This is a genomic window from Mycolicibacterium aurum, assembly GCF_900637195.1.
Lineage (GTDB): Bacteria > Actinomycetota > Actinomycetes > Mycobacteriales > Mycobacteriaceae > Mycobacterium > Mycobacterium aurum.
Map to the genome: position 1 here is coordinate 4,733,573 of NZ_LR134356.1, position 18,089 is coordinate 4,751,661.

At 68.3% G+C, this 18,089-nt stretch carries 19 protein-coding genes; 11 read left to right on the plus strand and 8 right to left on the minus strand.

The features are described from left to right. Nucleotides 1-28: 28 nt before the first annotated feature. A complete protein-coding gene (locus tag EL337_RS22260; protein ID WP_048632897.1) occupies nucleotides 29-544 on the minus strand; it encodes a DUF6328 family protein in 516 nt (171 codons plus the stop codon). A 107-nt stretch (nucleotides 545-651) separates the two neighbouring features. Here EL337_RS22260 and EL337_RS22265 point away from each other — a divergent pair, with 107 nt between their 5' ends. Together EL337_RS22265 and EL337_RS22270 are read left to right on the plus strand one after the other, a co-directional pair. After that, nucleotides 652-927 carry a DUF4235 domain-containing protein gene (locus EL337_RS22265; RefSeq protein ID WP_048632896.1) on the plus strand — a complete coding sequence of 92 codons (276 nt, stop codon included), beginning with the start codon at nucleotides 652-654 and terminating at the stop codon, nucleotides 925-927. A 75-nt stretch (nucleotides 928-1,002) separates the two neighbouring features. Then, complete coding sequence (locus EL337_RS22270) at nucleotides 1,003-1,263, plus strand: hypothetical protein (RefSeq protein ID WP_048632895.1); 261 nt, start codon at nucleotides 1,003-1,005, stop codon at nucleotides 1,261-1,263. A gap of 13 nt (nucleotides 1,264-1,276) precedes the next feature. On the opposite strand, the gene EL337_RS22275 is transcribed toward EL337_RS22270, so the two are convergent. Further along, the gene (locus tag EL337_RS22275) at nucleotides 1,277-1,948 is read right to left on the minus strand and encodes a type III PLP-dependent enzyme domain-containing protein (protein WP_048632894.1); all 672 of its coding nucleotides are present in this window, start codon (nucleotides 1,946-1,948) and stop codon (nucleotides 1,277-1,279) included. A gap of 223 nt (nucleotides 1,949-2,171) precedes the next feature. On the opposite strand from EL337_RS22275, the gene EL337_RS29200 reads away from it, so the two are divergent. From EL337_RS29200 to EL337_RS22305, 7 genes are read left to right on the plus strand one after another with little or no spacing between them, the layout of a single operon-like run. Further along, a complete protein-coding gene (locus tag EL337_RS29200) occupies nucleotides 2,172-2,267 on the plus strand; it encodes a potassium-transporting ATPase (RefSeq protein ID WP_170216901.1) in 96 nt (31 codons plus the stop codon). Beyond that, nucleotides 2,249-2,350, plus strand: a complete 102-nt coding sequence (locus EL337_RS22280) for a potassium-transporting ATPase subunit F (RefSeq protein ID WP_109860124.1) — start codon at nucleotides 2,249-2,251, stop codon at nucleotides 2,348-2,350. Before EL337_RS29200 ends, EL337_RS22280 begins: the two co-directional genes overlap by 19 nt. Next, nucleotides 2,350-4,032, plus strand: coding sequence for a potassium-transporting ATPase subunit KdpA (kdpA, locus tag EL337_RS22285; RefSeq protein ID WP_048632893.1), 1,683 nt, complete (start codon nucleotides 2,350-2,352; stop codon nucleotides 4,030-4,032). The genes EL337_RS22280 and kdpA overlap by 1 nt, the downstream gene beginning before the upstream one ends. Continuing rightward, on the plus strand, nucleotides 4,029-6,173 hold the full coding sequence (kdpB, locus tag EL337_RS22290) for a potassium-transporting ATPase subunit KdpB (RefSeq protein WP_048632892.1): 2,145 nt from the start codon (nucleotides 4,029-4,031) through the stop codon (nucleotides 6,171-6,173). The genes kdpA and kdpB overlap by 4 nt, the downstream gene beginning before the upstream one ends. A 1-nt stretch (nucleotide 6,174) precedes the next feature. Continuing rightward, nucleotides 6,175-7,041 (plus strand): potassium-transporting ATPase subunit C, encoded by an 867-nt coding sequence (locus EL337_RS22295; RefSeq protein ID WP_048632891.1) that lies wholly within the window; start codon nucleotides 6,175-6,177, stop codon nucleotides 7,039-7,041. 7 nt (nucleotides 7,042-7,048) lie between these two features. Continuing rightward, nucleotides 7,049-9,565 (plus strand): DUF4118 domain-containing protein, encoded by a 2,517-nt coding sequence (locus EL337_RS22300; RefSeq protein ID WP_126316650.1) that lies wholly within the window; start codon nucleotides 7,049-7,051, stop codon nucleotides 9,563-9,565. Next, nucleotides 9,562-10,260 (plus strand): response regulator, encoded by a 699-nt coding sequence (locus EL337_RS22305; RefSeq protein WP_048632889.1) that lies wholly within the window; start codon nucleotides 9,562-9,564, stop codon nucleotides 10,258-10,260. Before EL337_RS22300 ends, EL337_RS22305 begins: the two co-directional genes overlap by 4 nt. An 81-nt stretch (nucleotides 10,261-10,341) precedes the next feature. Here EL337_RS22305 and EL337_RS22310 read toward each other — a convergent pair whose 3' ends face one another. Further along, the gene (locus tag EL337_RS22310) at nucleotides 10,342-11,211 is read right to left on the minus strand and encodes an alpha/beta fold hydrolase (protein WP_048632888.1); all 870 of its coding nucleotides are present in this window, start codon (nucleotides 11,209-11,211) and stop codon (nucleotides 10,342-10,344) included. 37 nt (nucleotides 11,212-11,248) lie between these two features. On the opposite strand from EL337_RS22310, the gene EL337_RS22315 reads away from it, so the two are divergent. Both EL337_RS22315 and EL337_RS22320 read left to right on the plus strand, forming a co-directional pair. Then, nucleotides 11,249-13,132, plus strand: coding sequence for a propionyl-CoA synthetase (locus tag EL337_RS22315; RefSeq protein WP_048632887.1), 1,884 nt, complete (start codon nucleotides 11,249-11,251; stop codon nucleotides 13,130-13,132). A 102-nt stretch (nucleotides 13,133-13,234) separates the two neighbouring features. Further along, on the plus strand, nucleotides 13,235-13,702 hold the full coding sequence (locus tag EL337_RS22320; protein WP_048632886.1) for a DUF4383 domain-containing protein: 468 nt from the start codon (nucleotides 13,235-13,237) through the stop codon (nucleotides 13,700-13,702). An 18-nt stretch (nucleotides 13,703-13,720) separates the two neighbouring features. On the opposite strand, the gene EL337_RS22325 is transcribed toward EL337_RS22320, so the two are convergent. The 5 genes from EL337_RS22325 to EL337_RS22345 all read right to left on the minus strand — a co-directional run bounded on the left by EL337_RS22325 (nucleotide 13,721) and on the right by EL337_RS22345 (nucleotide 18,028). Beyond that, nucleotides 13,721-14,659, minus strand: a complete 939-nt coding sequence (locus EL337_RS22325) for a Ppx/GppA phosphatase family protein (protein ID WP_048632885.1) — start codon at nucleotides 14,657-14,659, stop codon at nucleotides 13,721-13,723. Beyond that, nucleotides 14,656-15,150, minus strand: coding sequence for a DUF501 domain-containing protein (locus EL337_RS22330; protein ID WP_048632981.1), 495 nt, complete (start codon nucleotides 15,148-15,150; stop codon nucleotides 14,656-14,658). Before EL337_RS22330 ends, EL337_RS22325 begins: the two co-directional genes overlap by 4 nt. Beyond that, on the minus strand, nucleotides 15,143-15,910 hold the full coding sequence (locus EL337_RS22335; protein ID WP_048632884.1) for an FtsB family cell division protein: 768 nt from the start codon (nucleotides 15,908-15,910) through the stop codon (nucleotides 15,143-15,145). Before EL337_RS22335 ends, EL337_RS22330 begins: the two co-directional genes overlap by 8 nt. Nucleotides 15,911-15,913: 3 nt before the next feature. Beyond that, on the minus strand, nucleotides 15,914-17,203 hold the full coding sequence (gene eno / locus EL337_RS22340; RefSeq protein WP_048632883.1) for a phosphopyruvate hydratase: 1,290 nt from the start codon (nucleotides 17,201-17,203) through the stop codon (nucleotides 15,914-15,916). Between the two features lie 75 nt (nucleotides 17,204-17,278). Beyond that, nucleotides 17,279-18,028, minus strand: coding sequence for a lytic transglycosylase domain-containing protein (locus tag EL337_RS22345; protein ID WP_048632882.1), 750 nt, complete (start codon nucleotides 18,026-18,028; stop codon nucleotides 17,279-17,281). Between the last annotated feature and the right edge of the window lie 61 nt (nucleotides 18,029-18,089).

The following is an 18,089-nucleotide window of genomic DNA, read 5'->3' on the forward strand; positions in this document are numbered from 1 at the left end:
GTGCGTACCCGGGACCGACCGGCCAAAACTACGGCGCCGGTGGTTGACGTGCTCCGTTCCTCATCGCCAGCGGGAGGACGAGCCAGAACGCAGTGAACACCACCAGCACGCTGATCCCCGCAATCAGTGCCGGATACAGGCCCGCCACTGCGTCGAAGATGATCACGGTCATCCCGGTGACCGCGACGCCCAGCAGCAGCAGGCCGGCATAGGCACAGAGGTGCGCGGCACGCACCAGAGCCGCGAGTCGATGCCGGTGAAAGAGCAGGCGGTGCATTCCCACCGGGGCGACCAGCAGCGCCGTCGACACGACCGCCGCGCATACCGTCGCCAGATACACCGCCTGCATGCCGTCGTCGAGGATGTCGAATCGCTGCTGGAACGGCAACGTCAACAGAAACCCCGTCAGCAGCTGCACCCCGGTCTGCACCACCCGCAGTTCCTGCAGCAGGCTCGCCCAGTTGCGGTCCAGCCGCTCGGTGCCGGTCTCGTGCCGCTCGCGGCGATCCCAGTCCGCGTCAGGGTCCGCAGGGTTGGCATCCATCGGCTGATACTCCCACCCGGTCTGACCGGGTGCACCGAGTTTGACCAGGGGCTACGGGGGTAGACGTCCCGCAGCCGTCCCCGCGCCGGAAAAGATTTGGAGTGACGATGAGCAAGATCGCACGGTCGCTGTATACGCCGCTGTCGGTGGCAACAGGCATCGGAGGGGGTTTGCTTGCCGGCGCGATCTTCGGGCAGATATGGCAGCGCGTCGGCGAGAACGACGCTGAGCCACCGGACCCGAAAGACCTCAGTCAATCCATGAAGACCGTGATCGCCGCGGCGGCCATCCAGGGCCTCGTCGTCGGCATCGTTCGTGCTCTCGTGCAGCGGGCCAGTGCCCACGGCTACCAGGCCGTCACCCACGAACGGCCGCCGTCCTAGCCACACCGCACACTTCATAGCCATTCCACAGCTATCGGTGAGGAGCCTCTTAGGCAGCAGCCCCACCGTGGAGCCATGGCTGGAACCACTGAGTTTCCTCAGGCACGACCCTCCATCGCGCGCGAGACGCGGCGAACCTGGTTGACGGCCGTGCTCGCCGTCGTGGCAAGCCTCGGGATGATGCTGTCGGCAACGCCCGGGTCGGTGTCCCCGCTGGTGTACTGGATCGTCTCGTCGATCGCGATGGCGACGGTCCTGATCGTGTTCGTTGCCGGCGAGAACGCCTGGGAAGGGTGGGTCGCCAGCGCCCGAGCTGCCGGCGTCGTCGCGCGCTGACCCGCCCGGCGGGTCATGTCCCCAGCGGGGCCAACGCCACCGCAGGCCGGGGCAGGCGCCACCGCGCGCATCCGTCATCGAGCGCTTCGTCGACAGCCGTCGCGATGGCCGTCAGCTCCTGACCGCCGCCCGCAAGCCAGGTGCCGACCGGCCCACCTGCCAGGCTGACCCGGGTCAGGGTCAGCCCGCACTCGCGCATCAACGCGATTCGGGCCAGCAGCCGTTCCGTAGCCGCGGCCCACTCGTCCACTCCTCGCCGAACGTCGACGTCGCAATGCATCCCGACGACATCGAGTCGGCGTTCACCGAGAACCGCAGGCCCCCGGTCGTCGAGATAGACGTGCTTGGTGGGCGCAGGGCACTCAGTGAGCACGTCGACGTGTCTGTCCGCCGACACGACGTAGCGCACCACACCAAGGGCCGCGGCGCGGCGAATCGTCGTCGTCTCCGGGCAGCAGCGCAACACCACGTGCACCGGGCGTATCCCGCCGGCCCTCACCAGGTCGAGTTCGTCGTCGCCACAGGCGGTGACCGCGAGCCCCTGCGCTCGAACCCACGCTGCGACAGCAGGATCCCGCAGGGCCGCCGCAGGCACGGCGCAGCCGGCCATGGGCAGAATCCGTCGCACCGACCGGATGGCGGAGACCAGGCGGTGCGGGGCCAGCGGGACGTCGAGAACGGTCATGCATTCGGTGTACGCGCACAATCTGGGAGCAGTCATCGATCCATGCGGTTTCTTGACATTCGACTCCCAGACTTTGACGGCCCCCTGACAGCCGCACGAAGTCCGTAAAAACGCAGGGTCAGGGTGTCAAGAAACCGTCAACGCCCAGCTCACGGGGCACTTGACGGGCATACGTTGGCGTCCGCGCCCGCCACTTCCGGCGGGTGCGTCAACGAATGCAGGAGTGCTGATAGTCGTGACGACCGTCATCTACATCGCGCTGACAGTGGCGGTCTTCGCCCTGTTCGGCCTGATTCAGAAATGGGTCGAGACCCTGTGACCCAGAACCTGATCGGCCTCGCGCTCGCCGCCGTGATCGCCGTATTCCTGTTCGTCGCGCTGCTGTTCCCGGAGAGGTTCTAGTGAGCACCACCGCCGCGGGAGTCCTGTTCCTGCTCTCGCTCGTCATCGCCCTCGCCGCCGTGCACGTGCCGCTCGGCGACTACATGTACCGCGTGTACACGACCACCAAGGACTCACGTGCCGAAGGCCTGGTGTACCGACTCATCGGCGCCGACCCGAAGGCCGAGCAGACGTGGGGCGCGTACGCGCGCAGCGTGCTGGCCTTCTCGGCCGTGAGCATCCTGTTCCTGTTCGTCTTGCAGCTGGTCCAGGGCACGCTGCCGCTGGCGCTGACCGACCCCGGCACCGAGATGACGCCGGCACTGGCGTGGAACACCGCCGTCAGCTTTGTGACCAACACGAACTGGCAGGCCTACTCGGGTGAATCGACGCAGGGCCATCTGGTGCAGATGGCCGGGCTGACGGTGCAGAACTTCGTCTCGGCCGCCGTCGGCATCGCGGTGGCGATCGCGTTCGTCCGCGGCCTGACCCGGCGCAGCACCGGGGAGCTCGGCAACTTCTGGGTGGACCTGGTCCGGGGCGCATTCCGAATCCTGTTGCCGCTGTCCGTCATCGGCGCGGTCATCCTGATCTCCGGCGGCGTCATCCAGAACTTCCACCTTCACGATCAGATCGTGAACACGCTGACGGGAGTCCAGCAGACCATCCCCGGTGGGCCGGTCGCCAGCCAGGAGGTCATCAAAGAGCTCGGCACCAACGGTGGCGGATTCTTCAACGCCAACTCGTCGCACCCGTTCGAGAACCCCACCAGTTGGACCAACTGGGTGGAGATCTTCCTGCTCAGCGTCATCGCCTTCTCCCTCCCCCGCACCTTCGGGCGCATGGTGGGCGAACCCGGCGGGCGCCGACAAGGACTGGCGATCGTCGCGGTGATGTCGATCATCGCGCTGGTCAGCGTCAGCCTGACGATGTTCTTCCAGCTCCAGCACCACGGCACCGTCCCCACCGCCGCCGGCGCATCGATGGAAGGCGTGGAACAGCGCTTCGGCGTGGCCAATTCGGCGGTATTCGCAGCCGCGACCACCCTGACGTCCACCGGTGCGGTCAACTCGTTCCACGACTCCTACACCAGCCTCGGCGGCATGATGACGATGTTCAACATGATGCTCGGCGAGGTCGCGCCCGGCGGCGTGGGTTCCGGCCTGTACGGCATGCTGATCCTGGCGATCATCACCGTCTTCGTCGCGGGCCTGATGGTGGGTCGTACGCCGGAGTACCTCGGCAAGAAGATCACCCCACGCGAGATCAAGCTGGCGGCAACCTATTTCCTGATATCACCGCTGATCGTGCTCACCGGCACCGCGGTGGCCATGGCCATGCCCGAACAGCGCGCCAGCATGCTCAACACCGGCCCGCACGGGCTGTCCGAAGTGCTCTACGCGTTCACCTCGGCGGCCAACAACAACGGCTCGGCGTTCGCCGGCATCAGCGTGAACACCACCTGGTACAACACCGCACTGGGTCTGGCGATGCTCTTCGGCCGGTTCCTGCCGATCATCTTTGCGCTCGCCCTGGCCGGCGCATTGGCCAAGCAGGGCAGGACGCCGGAATCCGTTGGCACACTCCCCACGCACCGGCCGCAGTTCGTCGGCATGGTCGCCGGCGTGACGCTGATCCTGGTCGCCCTGACCTTCCTGCCCGTGCTCGCGCTCGGACCCCTCGCTGAAGGAATCCACTCATGACCGTCACCACCATCGAATCCGCCCACCGAAAGCATTCGGCCGCAACGCCGTCCGGCAAGATCAGTGGCGGCCTACTCGACCCCGCGATGCTGTGGACAGCGCTGCCGGAGGCGTTGCGCAAACTCGACCCACGCACGTTGTGGCGTAACCCTGTCATGCTCATCGTCGAGGTGGGTGCGGCGTGGAGTACCGTCCTGGCGTTCCTGGATCCGTCATGGTTTGCCTGGCTCATCGTGGGATGGCTCTGGCTGACAGTGATTTTCGCGAATCTCGCCGAAGCCGTCGCCGAGGGCCGCGGTAAAGCCCAGGCCGAAAGCCTGCGGAAAGCCAAGACCTCGATGATGGCGCGCCGCCTCGACGGATGGGCCCCGGGTTCCGCCGGACGCGAGGAGGAAGTGGCCGCACCGCTGCTGCAGCAGGGCGACATCGTGGTCGTCGAAGCCGGCCAGACCATCCCAGGCGACGGCGACGTCGTCGAAGGCATCGCCTCGGTCGACGAGTCGGCCATCACCGGCGAATCGGCACCGGTGATCCGCGAGTCGGGCGGAGACCGGTCCGCGGTCACCGGGGGCACCACGGTGCTGTCCGACCGGATCGTCGTCAAGATCACCCAGAAGCCGGGCGAGAGCTTCATCGACCGGATGATCGCCCTCGTCGAGGGCGCCGACCGGCAGAAGACGCCGAACGAGATCGCGCTGAACATCCTGCTGGCCTCGTTGACGATCATCTTCGTCTTCGCCGTCGCAACCCTGCAGCCGCTGGCGATCTACTCGAAGATGAACAACCCCGGCGTGCCGGACAGCCTGGCGCTCAACGCCAACGGCATCACCGGCATCGTGATGGTGTCGCTGCTGGTGTGCCTGATCCCGACCACCATCGGGGCGCTGCTGTCCGCCATCGGTATCGCCGGCATGGACCGACTGGTGCAGCGCAACGTGCTGGCGATGTCGGGCCGCGCCGTGGAGGCAGCAGGCGACGTGAACACCCTGCTGCTCGACAAGACCGGCACCATCACCCTGGGTAACCGGCAGGCCTCGGAGTTCATCCCGCTCGCCGGCGTCTCACCGCAAGCACTCGCCGACGCCGCGCAGCTGTCCAGCCTCGCCGACGAGACGCCGGAAGGCCGCTCGATCGTCGTCTTCGCCAAGGAGCAGTACGGACTTCGGGCCAGGACCCCGGGCGAGCTGGCGGACGCGACATGGATCGAGTTCAGTGCCACCACCAGGATGTCGGGAGTCGACGTCGGCGCGCACCGGCTGCGGAAGGGCGCGACCAGCGCGGTGGCCGAATGGGTGCGCTCCGAAGGTGGCACCGTGCCCACCGAACTCGGCGACATCGTCGACGGCGTCTCCGCGGCCGGCGGCACGCCGCTGGCCGTCGGCGAGATCAGAGACGGTACGGCAACAGTGCTCGGCGTCATCCACCTCAAAGACGTTGTCAAGCAGGGTATGCGGGAACGGTTCGACGAGATGCGCCGGATGGGCATCCGCACCGTCATGATCACCGGCGACAACCCGTTGACCGCCAAAGCGATTGCCGACGAGGCCGGCGTGGACGACTTCCTCGCCGAAGCGACGCCGGAGGACAAGATGGCGTTGATCAAGAAGGAGCAGGCCGGCGGCCGGCTGGTCGCGATGACCGGCGACGGCACCAACGACGCGCCCGCCCTGGCCCAGGCCGACGTCGGCGTGGCGATGAACACCGGCACGTCGGCGGCCAAAGAGGCCGGCAACATGGTCGACCTCGACTCGGACCCGACCAAGTTGATCGAGATCGTCGAGATCGGCAAGCAGCTGCTGATCACCCGCGGCGCGTTGACCACGTTCTCGATCGCCAACGACATCGCCAAGTACTTCGCGATCATCCCGGCGCTGTTCGTCGGCTTGTTCCCCGGCCTGGACCTGCTCAACATCATGCGGCTGCACAGTCCGCAGTCGGCGATCCTGTCCGCGGTCATCTTCAACGCCATCGTCATCATCGCGCTGATCCCGTTGTCGCTGCGGGGTGTTCGCTACACCCCGAGCAGCGCCTCGAAGCTACTGAGCCGCAACCTCTGCATCTTCGGGCTCGGCGGCATCGTCGCCCCGTTCATCGGGATCAAGCTGATCGACCTCGTCATCCAACTCCTACCTGGGATGTGACATGAACTTCTCCACCATCGTTCGACAGCACTGGGCCGCGCTACGTGCGCTGCTCGTCTTCACCGTCGTGCTCGGGCTCGCGTATCCGCTACTGGTGTGGCTCATTGCCCAGGCGCCCTTCCTGTCCGACAAGGCCAACGGCTCGATCGTCGACGCCAACGGGCAGGCGGTGGGCAGCAGCCTGATCGGGCAGAATTACACCGACGCCGACGGCAACCCATTGCCGCAGTACTTCCAGGGGCGGCCGTCCGCCGCCGGCGACGGATACGACCCCATGGCCACCAGCGCGAGCAACCTGGGCCCGGAGAGCCTGGTCGACGCCCCGGACAAGCCGAGCCTGCTGACCCTGGTGTGCTCGCGCAGCGCCGAGGTCGGCGAGCGGGACGGCGTCAGCGGCGCGCGGCCGTTCTGCACCGGTGAGGGCGTGGGCGCCGTGCTGTCGGTGATCGGACCGCGCGACAGCCGCGGCAATGTCGTCGACCCCGCCAGGGTGGTCAGCGTGAACGAACCGTGCGATACCACCCCGGCCCCGTTCGTGGAGACCTACGACGGCGTCCGGGTCGAGTGCGCGGAGTCCGGTGACGACTACAGCATCGGCCAGCTCGTGCCGATCCGCGGTGCGGCGCCCGCCGATCCGGCCGTGCCCGCCGACGCCGTCACCGCCAGCGCCAGCGGCCTGGACCCTGACATCTCGCCGCAGTACGCCGAGCTGCAGGTCGACCGCGTCGCCGCCGCCCGCGGTGAATCCCCCGACCAGGTGCGCGCTCTGGTCGCCGAGCACACCGAGGGCCGCGGCCTGGGCTTCCTCGGCGAACCCCGGGTCAACGTGCTGGAACTCAACCTGGCCCTGGACCGGCAGGGTGGATGATGGGCAGATGAGCTCGCCGGACCGCAGACGTGGGGAGCTGCGCATCTACCTGGGCGCAGCTCCCGGCGTCGGCAAGACGTACGCGATGCTCGGGGAGGCGCACCGGCGCATGGAGCGCGGCACCGACGTGGTGGCAGCGGTCGTCGAAACCCACGGACGGGCCAAGACCGCCGAGCTGTACGAGGGCATCGAAACGGTGCCGCCGAAGATCCTCGAATACCGCGGCCGAAGCTTCACCGAGCTCGACATCGACGCGGTGCTGCGGCGCGACCCGCAGGTGGTGCTGGTCGACGAACTCGCCCACACCAACGCGCCGGGCAGCAGAAATGCGAAGCGGTGGCAGGACATCGAGGAACTGCTCGCCGCCGGCATCACGGTGGTGACCACCGTCAACGTGCAGCACCTGGAGAGCCTCAACGACGTCGTCACCCAGATCACCGGCATCGAGCAGCAGGAGAAGGTCCCCGACGAGATCGTGCGCTCCGCCGACCAGATCGAATTGGTGGACATCACGCCGGAAGCACTGCGACGCAGGCTCGCGCACGGAAACGTCTATGCCCCGGAGCGCATCGACGCGGCCCTGTCCAACTACTTCCGTCGCGGCAACCTGACCGCGCTGCGGGAACTGGCGCTGCTGTGGCTGGCCGACCAGGTGGACGCCGCGCTGGAGAAGTACCGCGCCGACAACAAGATCACCGCAACCTGGGAGGCCCGCGAGCGGGTTGTCGTCGCCGTCACCGGCGGCCCGGAATCGGAAACGCTGGTACGCAGGGCATCCCGGATCGCATCGAAGTCCAGCGCCGAATTGATGGTCGTCCACGTGGCACGCGGCGACGGGCTGTCCGGGGTGTCGGCGCCGATGATGGGCCGGGTACGCGAACTCGCCGGGTCGCTCGGCGCGACGCTGCACACCGTCGTCGGTGCCGACGCAGGCGGGGTGCCGGGCGCCCTCCTCGATTTCGCGCGCGAGATGAACGCCACCCAACTGGTCATCGGCACGTCGCGCCGCTCACGGTGGGCCAGGATCTTCGACGAAGGCATCGGCGCCGCGGTGGTGCAGCAGTCCGGCAAGATCGACGTCCACATGGTCACCCACGACGAGGCGCGCGGACCGTCGCTGTGGGCCAGAATCTCACCGCGCGAGCGCCACGTCGCGTCCTGGCTCGCCGCCGTGATCGTCCCGTCCGTCTTCTGCGCAGCCGGAGTCCTGCTCGACCCGCTGCTGGGCATCGGCGGCGAGAGCGCGATCTTCTTCATCGGCGTCCTGGTCGTCGCTCTTCTCGGAGGCGTTGCGCCCGCTGCCCTTTCGGCCTTCCTGTCCGGCATACTGCTCAACTATTTTCTCGTCGACCCACGCTACACGTTCACCATCTCCGAACCCGACAGCGCCATCACGATCATCGTGCTGCTGGCCGTCGCCGTCGCCGTCGCGGCACTCGTCGACGGAGCGGCCAGCCGGGCACGCGAATCCCGGCGCGCCGCACAGGAAGCCGAGCTACTCGCGCTGTTCGCCGGCTCAGTGCTGCGTGGTGCCGATCTGAACACCTTGCTCGAACGCATCCGCGAGGCGTACTCCCAGCGGTCGGTGAGCCTGGTTCGCGGCGACGGCGGCGTGGTCGGCTGCGCGGGTGCCGATCCGTGTGTCACGGTCGAGGAGGCCGACACCGCAATCGAAGTCGGCACCGACGCCGACCCCGACGACTTCTGGTTGGTGATGGCCGGCCGCACGTTGACCGCGCGCGACAGGCGGGTGCTCAGCGCGGTGGCCAACCAGGCGGCAGGCCTGGCCAGGCAGCAGGAACTCACCGAGGAGGCCGGCAAAGCGGAGGCGATAGCCCGGGCCGACGAGCTGCGCCGGTCGCTGCTCTCGGCCGTCAGCCACGACCTGCGCACGCCGCTGGCCGCCGCCAAGGCCGCGGTGTCGAGCCTGCGTAGCGACGACATCGGCTTCTCCCCGGAAGACACCGCCGAGCTGCTGGCGACCGTCGAGGAGTCGCTCGATCAGCTCGCCGCGCTGGTCGGCAACCTGCTGGACTCGTCACGGCTGGCCGCCGGGGTGGTGCGCCCCGAGCTGCGCGAGGTCTACCTCGAGGAAGCCGTTCCGCGCGCCCTGGTGGGGATCAGCCACGGCAACACCGGTTTACGTGGCGGCCTTGACCGGGTGAAGCTGGAGGTCGACGGCACCGTCGTGATGGCCGACAGCGGACTGCTCGAACGGGTGCTGGCCAACGTCATCGACAACGCGCTGCGCTACGCCCACGATGGTCCGGTGCGGGTGACGGCAGGACGGATCGGTGATCGCGTGCTCATCAGGGTGGCAGACGAAGGGCCGGGCATCGCGCGCGGCGCCGAGACGGAACTGTTCGCGCCGTTCCAGCGACTCGGCGACCAGGACACCAGCAGTGGTGTGGGCCTGGGATTGTCGGTCGCCCGAGGATTCGTCGAGTCCATGGGGGGCACCATCTCCGCGACCGACACCCCAGGCGGCGGCCTGACCGTCGAGATCGATCTGGCAGCGCCATGACCGAACCACAGCACAAGACCCGCGTCCTCGTCATCGACGACGAACCGCAGATCCTGCGCGCCCTGCGCATCAACCTGTCGGTGCGCGGCTACGAGGTACTCACCGCCGCCACCGGTGCCGATGCCCTGCGCCTGGCCGCCGAACGCCGACCGGACGTGATCGTGCTCGACCTCGGCCTGCCCGACATGTCCGGCATCGACGTTCTCGGCGGCCTGCGTGGATGGCTCACGGCGCCGGTGATCGTGCTGTCCGCCCGAAGCGATTCGTCGGACAAGGTCGAGGCGCTCGACGCCGGCGCCGACGACTACGTCACCAAGCCCTTTGGCATGGACGAGTTCCTGGCCCGGCTGCGGGCCGCGGTACGGCGCGGCGTCAGTGCCGCCGACACCGACGAACCCGTGATCGAGACGTCGTCGTTCACCGTCGACCTCGCCGCCAAGAAGGTCACCAGGAACGGCACCGAGGTGCATCTGACGCCCACCGAGTGGGGGATGCTGGAGATGCTGGTGCGCAATCGCGGCAAGCTGGTGGGCCGCGAGGAACTGCTCAAAGAGGTGTGGGGACCCGCCTACGCCAAGGAAACCCACTATCTGCGGGTGTACCTGGCGCAGTTGCGGCGCAAGCTCGAAGACGACCCGTCACACCCGGTGCACCTGTTGACCGAGGCCGGCATGGGCTACCGCTTCCAGCAGTAGGCCCCTCGCTCGCGAAATATCATTCCAGGCTGCGATTGGGGGCCTCTCAACGACCCGGAATGATATTTCGCGGTGCCACGGCTACTTGGCGGGGAACTCCTCCGCGAGCGCGATCAGCTTGGCGCGCACCAGGTGTGGCTGCTCGTCGAGAATGAAGTGGCCGCCGTCGACCAGTTCCAGCGTGTAGTCCTCGCTGCGGGCCGTCTCGGCTGCGGCCAGATCGGGATGGATGGCGGCATCCTCGCGACCGAACAGCGCCCGCGTCGGCACCGTGGACCGGCGCCGCTCGCCGTTGCGCACACTCGCCGGAACCTCGCGCAGCAGGAACGTCCGGTAGGTGTCGCGCGCGGTGCGGGCGACCACCGGATCGCGGAACCGCTCGGTGTACACCCGCACGGTCTGCGGATCGAGGTTGGGCGCCGCGCGCTTGTAGATCTTCGTCAGGTAATTGGTCTTGCGCTGCAGGTAGACCCCGGGGAACGCCACGAACGGCTGGTACTGCAGGAAGCGCCAGATGTGCGGTGCCATCACCTTCGGCGGCACCCACGGGTGGGCGATGTTCAGCGCCAGGTACCCGTCGATGCGCTCAGGGATACGCAGCGTCAGCAGATGCCCGATGTAGCCGCCCCAGTCATGGCCGACGAGCAGGAACCGGTCCACCCCCAGCGCGTCCAGCAGCGCCACCAGATCGCTGACGACGTCCTCCTTGGCCCACCGGTGCGGCGGCGGCCCCGACCATCCGTAGCCGGGCAGGTCGGGAGCGATGATGCGCAGCCCCTCGGGCGGGTTCGCCAGCAGATCGCGGTACACCCAGTGGTGCTGGGGCCAGCCGTGCAGCGCCAGGACAGGCCGGCCGTCTTCCGGCCCGGCCTCGGTCACGTGGAAATTGACCCCGTGGACGGGGACATGACTGCGGCGTACCCCTCCGATCGGCGGGGGTTGGTTTGTCATGGCCCTGAGACTAATGGGAAGGGGCTACGGTGCTGCTATGCCCGGATATCGCGACCTCTTCGACGCCAGCACCAACGACCCGGAAGCGTTCTGGGCCGAGGCCGCCAAGGCTGTGACCTGGGTGAAGCCCCCCGGGCGCATTCTCGATGACAGCCATCCGCCGTTCTACCGGTGGTTTCCCGACGCCGAGCTCAACACCTGCGCCAACGCGCTCGACCGGCACGTCGAGGCCGGTCACGGCGAACGGGCGGCCCTGATCTACGACTCGGCCGTCACCGACACGAAGCGCACCTACAGCTACGCCGAGCTGCTGGACCAGACCGCCCGGTTCGCCGGCGGTCTGCGCGCCCTAGGCGTCGGCAAGGGCGACCGCGTCGTCATCTACATGCCCATGGTCCCCGAGGCCGTCATCGCGATGCTCGCCTGCGCCCGGCTGGGCGCCGTGCATTCGGTGGTGTTCGGCGGATTCGCGCCCCACGAGCTCGCGGTGCGTATCGACGATGTGCGGCCGACGGTGATCGTGTCCGCGTCCTGCGGCATCGAGCCGTCGCGCATCGTCGAGTACAAGCCGATGCTCGACGCCGCGATCGGGATGGCCAAGCATCCGCCCGCGCACTGCGTTGTGGTGCAACGGGATCGACTGCGCTGCGACCTGATCGAGGGCCGGGATCTGGACTGGGCCGACGTGATGGCCGACGCCGATCCCGTCGACCCGGTGCCGGTGGCCGCGACCGATCCGCTGTACGTGCTGTACACCTCGGGCACCACGGGCAAGCCGAAGGGCATCGTCCGGGACAACGGCGGGCATGCCGTCGCGCTGCTGTGGAGCATGCGCCACATCTACGACATCGCGCCCGGTGAGGTGTTCTGGGCGGCGTCCGACGTGGGCTGGGTGGTCGGCCACTCCTACATCGTCTACGCGCCGCTGCTGCTCGGCGCCACGACGGTGCTCTACGAAGGAAAGCCGGTGGGATCCCCGGATCCGGGAGCGTTCTGGCGGGTCGCGTCCGAGCACGGGGTGAAGGCGCTGTTCACCGCGCCCACGGCGATCCGCGCGATCCGCAAGGAAGACCCCGACGGCACCTACCTGCACGGCCCCGACGCCAAGCACGACCTTTCGCAGCTGAAGTATCTGTTCCTGGCCGGCGAGCGGACAGATCCCGACACCTACCACTGGGCGTCGGAGAAGCTCGGCGTGCCGGTGATCGACCACTGGTGGCAGACCGAGACCGGGTGGGCGATCGCGGCCAATCCGATGGGGATCGAACAACTTCCGATCAAGGCGGGCTCTCCCACCGTGCCGATGCCCGGTTTCGATGTGCGGATCATGCACGACCACGGGCACGAGTGCGCCACCGGCGAAGAGGGCTCGATCTGCATTCGGCTGCCGCTGCCGCCCGGCACTCTGCCGACACTGTGGAACGCCGACGACCGTTTCGAGGTGTCGTACCTGACCGAGCATCCCGGCTACTACCTGACCGGAGACGGCGGCCACTTCGACGAGGACGGCTACCTGTACGTGATGGGCCGCATCGACGACGTCATCAACGTTGCCGGGCACCGCCTCTCGACCGGAGCCATCGAAGAGGTGCTGGCCACGCACCCGTCGGTGGCCGAGTGTGCGGTGATCGGCGTGGCCGACGAGATCAAGGGGCAGGCCCCCCGCGGCCTGGTGGTCGTCAAAGCAGGCGCCACCACCGACGGTCTGGCCGACGAGCTCGTCCAGCTGGTACGCGACGAGATCGGCGCGGTGGCGTCGTTCAAACTCGTCGACGTCGTCCCGGCGCTGCCGAAAACCCGGTCGGGCAAGATCCTGCGCAAGACGATGCGCGGGATTGCCGCGGGCCGCGACGAGCCCGTGCCGTCGACCATCGAAGACCCCGCCGTCCTCGACGCGCTCGCCTCCATTCTGCGTTCGTGACAGCTCGCCTGCGCCCGGGTGTTACACCGGGCGCAGGATGGGTATCTCCCCCAGCACGTTCGTCAATAAGCAGGGCGTGCCGATGATGCGAGGGAGGGCCGGATGTCGAGAACTCCCAAATACATGGCAGTACAGGGCGCCGCCGTGATCATGGCGGTCGTGCTGATCGTGATCGGGGCGCTCGGCTTCGTGCCGGGCGCGACCACGGATCTCGACCAACTCTCCTGGTTCGGCCATCATTCCGGCGCAAGGCTTTTCGGCACGTTCGCGGTGTGCGCGGTGCTCAACCTCGTACACCTGGTGATGGGCGCGGCGGGGTTCTACTTCGCCAGGACCTATGCGGGCTCCCGGGCCTATCTGCTGGCCGGTGGCGCGCTGTACCTCGGACTGTGGCTCTACGGTGTGCTCGTGGAGTTCGGCAGCGATGCCCACGTGATCCCACTCAACTCTGCCACCAACTGGCTGCACCTGGGACTGGGCGCGGTGATGGCGCTGCTTGCGGTCACGCTGGCAGGACAGCACGACCCGACGAAGCGGCGACCCAGGATGCGGCGCGCCGCGTCGCACTGACCCTCGCCCACCCGCGCTTTACGCGATGGACAGCGCGATGCCGTCGAGGATGTCGTGCTCGCTGACCACCAGCTCCGAGATACCGGCACGCTCCCCCAGCACCGCGGCCAGCTCCTGCACGATCAGCGCTCCGCCGCCGATGACGTCGACGCGGCCCTCGTGCATCGGGCCGAGAGCCGCCCGCTGCTGGCGGGTCATCGCCAGCAGCTCCGCGCACACGGAGAGCAGGTCGTCGAACGGGACCCGGGACAGATGGATGGAGTCGGCGTCGTAGGTGGTCATCTTGTGGGCCAGCGCAGCCAGCGTGGTCATCGTGCCCGCCACCCCCACCCAGGTGTGCGCCTGTTCCACGGGCACCGCCGCCAGCACGTCGGCCAGCGCGTCGCGCACCACCTGCCGCGCTGCGGTGATCTCGTCATCGGTGGGCGGATCCGAGCGCAGGCAGCGTTCGGTGAGCCGGACGCAGCCGATGTTCGCCGAATAGCCTGCCGTCACATCCCCGGAACCGAGCACCACCTCGGTCGAGCCGCCGCCGAGATCGACGACGACGAAAGGTGCTTCAGCAGAATCGAGTTCACCGACGGCGCCCCGAAAGGACAGCTCCGCTTCTTCGGCGCCGGTGATCACCTCGGCCACCGCGCCGGGCACGACGGTGCCGAGGACCTCCGACGTCATCGCGAAGAACTGTTCACGGTTGGATACGTCCCGCGCCGCCGACGTCGCGACCATCCGGACGGCGCCGACGCCGTGGCGGCGCATCACCTCGGCATAGTCGACGAGCGCCGCGTGCGTGCGCGCCAGCGCCTCCGGCGCGAACTCTCCGGTGGCGTCGACCCCCTGACCGAGACGCACGATCCGCATCTCCCGGTGCACGTCGCGCAACCTGCCGTCGCTGACATCGGCGACCAGCAACCGAATCGAGTTCGTCCCGCAGTCGACCGCGGCTACGCGACTCATGAGACCCACACCTTCCTGTCGAGGATTCCTGCCATCTCGGGCTCTACCGCCAGCACAGCCAGCGCCTCGTCTCCGAACGGGTTCACGCCCGGCCCCTTCGCCAGCGCATGCGCGATCACCACGTGCAGGCACTTGACCCGGTCCGGCATACCGCCGCCGGAGAACGTCGTGCCCAGGGATTCGATCGCATCCCGTTCGGCGAGAAAGGACTCGTGCGCACGCCGGTACGCAGCCGCAAGCTCGGGGTCCTGCCCGAGACGTTCGGTCATGTCGCGCATCATTCCCGACGATTCGAGCCGGCTGGCAGCGGCCGTCAGCACCGGATGGGTCAGGTAGTACAGCGTCGGAAACGGTGTTCCATCAGGCAGTTTCGGCGCCGTCTTCACCACGGCCGGCTCGCCGTTGGGGCATCGATAGGCGATCTCGAGCACGCCGCGGGGCTCCCTGCCCAACTGCCGCGCGACGGCGTCGAGATCGGACTGCTCAACCACCGGGCGGCGGCGCACTCGGCGCGATGGGTTCTGGCGCGCTGGGCGCACCGGGGGGCGGCGGCGGAGCCGTCGGAAGTGCGCCGTGCGGCGCATCGGCGATGGTGTGCCACAGGGACGTGTACCAGGGGTCGGTGTTGGTCGCCTCGGTCAGCTCGTCGGTCGGGGCGTTGGGCACCTCGGCCCCCGGGGGAAGCTGCACCTGGTACGGGATCTCACCGGGCATCACGAAGCCGAGACGTTCGCGGGCCTGCGCGGCGATGAACACCGGATCGGCGAGCTTGGCCTTCTGCTCCTCCAATTCCGAGATCTGCTGCCGCAGTTGGGCTTCGCTGGCCTGGAGTTGCTTCATCTCCGTGCGCTGCCCGAAGTACGTCCGCACCGGACCGGCGATCGTCAGCGTCAGCACGCACACCACCGCCGCCAGAATGGCCGCCCGCCGAGCGGCCGAACCGAACCGCTGCTCCGCGGCCGCCTCGGCAGACGCGATGATCGACTCCCGGATCGAGCCGCCACCGTCGCGGTCGTCGTCGATCAACCCGGCGTCGTCGTCCGGCGCGCTGCCGGCCGGACCCGCGGTGATCGCCTTCTGCGGTCCGGGCTCTGCGCTGCGGATCTCGCGGCGCGCGCCCGTCCCGCGCGGCTTTCCCCGCGCGGAGTCGCCGGCCTTGGCGGACTTGCCCGGCCGCGACGCGGGAGCCTTCTTGCTCCTCGCGTCCGCGGAGGACCTCCGGCGCGGGTCAGGCCGATTTGCTTCGGGCACGGGCTATTTGGTCTCCACCGAGAATCGAGGGAAGGCCAGGTCGCCTGCGTAGCGGGCGGCGTCGCCGAGTTCCTCTTCGATACGGAGCAGCTGGTTGTACTTCGCGACGCGCTCACTGCGGGCCGGGGCGCCGGTCTTGATCTGACCGCTGCCGACCGCGACGGCGAGATCGGCGATCGTGGTGTCCTCAGTCTCACCGCTGCGGTGGCTCATCATCGTCCGGTAGCCGCTGTTGTGGGCGAGCGCGACCGCGTCAAGGGTCTCGGTCAGCGTGCCGATCTGGTTCACCTTCACCAGCAGCGCGTTGGCCGCACCCTTGTCGATGCCATCCTCCAGGCGCTCGGGATTGGTGACGAACAGGTCGTCGCCGACGATCTGCACCTTGTCGCCGATCGCAGTCGTCAGCGCCACCCAGCCGTCCCAATCGTCCTCGGACAGCGGGTCCTCGATCGACACCAACGGGTACGTGCTCACCAGGTTCTCGTAGAAGGACGCCATCTGCTCCGCAGTGCGGGTCTCCCGCTCGAACGCGTAACCGGTTCCCTCGGTGTAGAACTCGGTGGCGGCCACGTCGAGCGCCAGCGCCACGTCGCTGCCCACCTTGTAGCCGGCGCCCTCGATGGCGGCGGCGATCAGGTCGAGTGCGGCCGTGGTGCCGGGCAGATCCGGCGCGAAACCGCCCTCGTCGCCGAGGCCGGTGGACAGGCCCTGCTTCTTGAGCACGGACTTCAGGGAGTGGTACACCTCGGCACCCCAGCGCAGCGCCTCCTTGAAGCTGGGCGCACCGATGGGGGCGATCATGAACTCCTGGACGTCGACGCCGCTGTCGGCGTGGGCGCCGCCGTTGATGATGTTCATCATCGGTACCGGCAGGATGTGCGCGTTGGGTCCGCCGAGGTAGCGGAACAGCGGAAGTTCGGCGGACTGCGCCGCGGCCTTGGCCACCGCCAGCGACACGCCCAGGATCGCGTTGGCCCCCAGTCGCGACTTGTCGGGAGTGCCGTCCAGATCCACCAGCGCCTGGTCGACCAGGCGCTGCTCGTCGGCACCCAGCCCGATCACCGCGGGTGCGATCTCGTCGAGCACCGCCTCGACGGCCTTCTCCACGCCCTTGCCGAGGTAACGGGAGCCGCCGTCACGCAGCTCGACCGCTTCGTGTTCGCCTGTCGAGGCACCAGAGGGGACGGCAGCACGCGCGACAGTCCCGTCCAGCAGGCCCACCTCGACCTCGACGGTGGGATTTCCCCGGGAATCGAGGATCTCGCGGGCTCCGACCTGCTCGATGATGGGCACTTGTTGCCTCCTGGTCTGTGGTCGCGGCGTGCGGAAACGTACTCAGCCTAGAGCGTGGCCGGTCGGCGGGCGCCTTCAGAGCGCATGTCCGTCGGCATAGGCCGTCGCCCAGTCGCGCACCGTCCGCGCGTACTGATCGGAGTGGTTGTAGGCCCGCAGTGCCTCCATCCAGCCCCGCGGCGTGGACAGATCCTTTCCCCGCCAGCACAGGTAGCCCGCGGCCGACAGCGCGGCATCGTCGATGTTGTCGGGGCTGACCTCGCCGTCGTTGTTCGCGTCGACGCCGTAGAGCCGCCAGGTTTCCGGGATGAACTGCATGGGACCCATCGCCCGGGCGTACGGCTCGTCACCCTTGTTCTCGATGGCCGGGTCGTGGCTGACCGAACTGTGGTCGAGGATCTCCAGGTTGCCGCCGGTGCCGTCGAGCAGGACACCGCGGATCGGCGGCGTCACCTCGCCCTCGGGTGAGATGGTGGCGCCGCGATAGGTGCCGTGGTGGCTCTCGACGTGACCGATGCCCGCCAGCGTGGTCCACGCCAGGTGACAGTCCGGGTTCTCGACCTCGGCCACCCTGGCGGCGTAGGCGTAGGCCTCCAGCGCAGTCACCGGGATCCCCAGCGCCGGTGCCCGCTCGGCGGCCCACTCGTGCAGCTGGTCGGCGGGCCTGCCGGATGCGTACGTGTCGATTTGCGGGACGGGGTCTCCGGGCGGGGGTGGAACTCCGTCGGGAATGGGGACGCCGAGCTGCCACGAACAGCTGGAGGCCATGAGCAGCGCTGTCGCACCGATCACGGCCATCGCCTGTAGCCAACGCACCCGTGTCACCGGACTCCCTCAAAACCCACTCTGGTCTTAGCCCATGCTGCCACGCGTTCACCGACTGAAG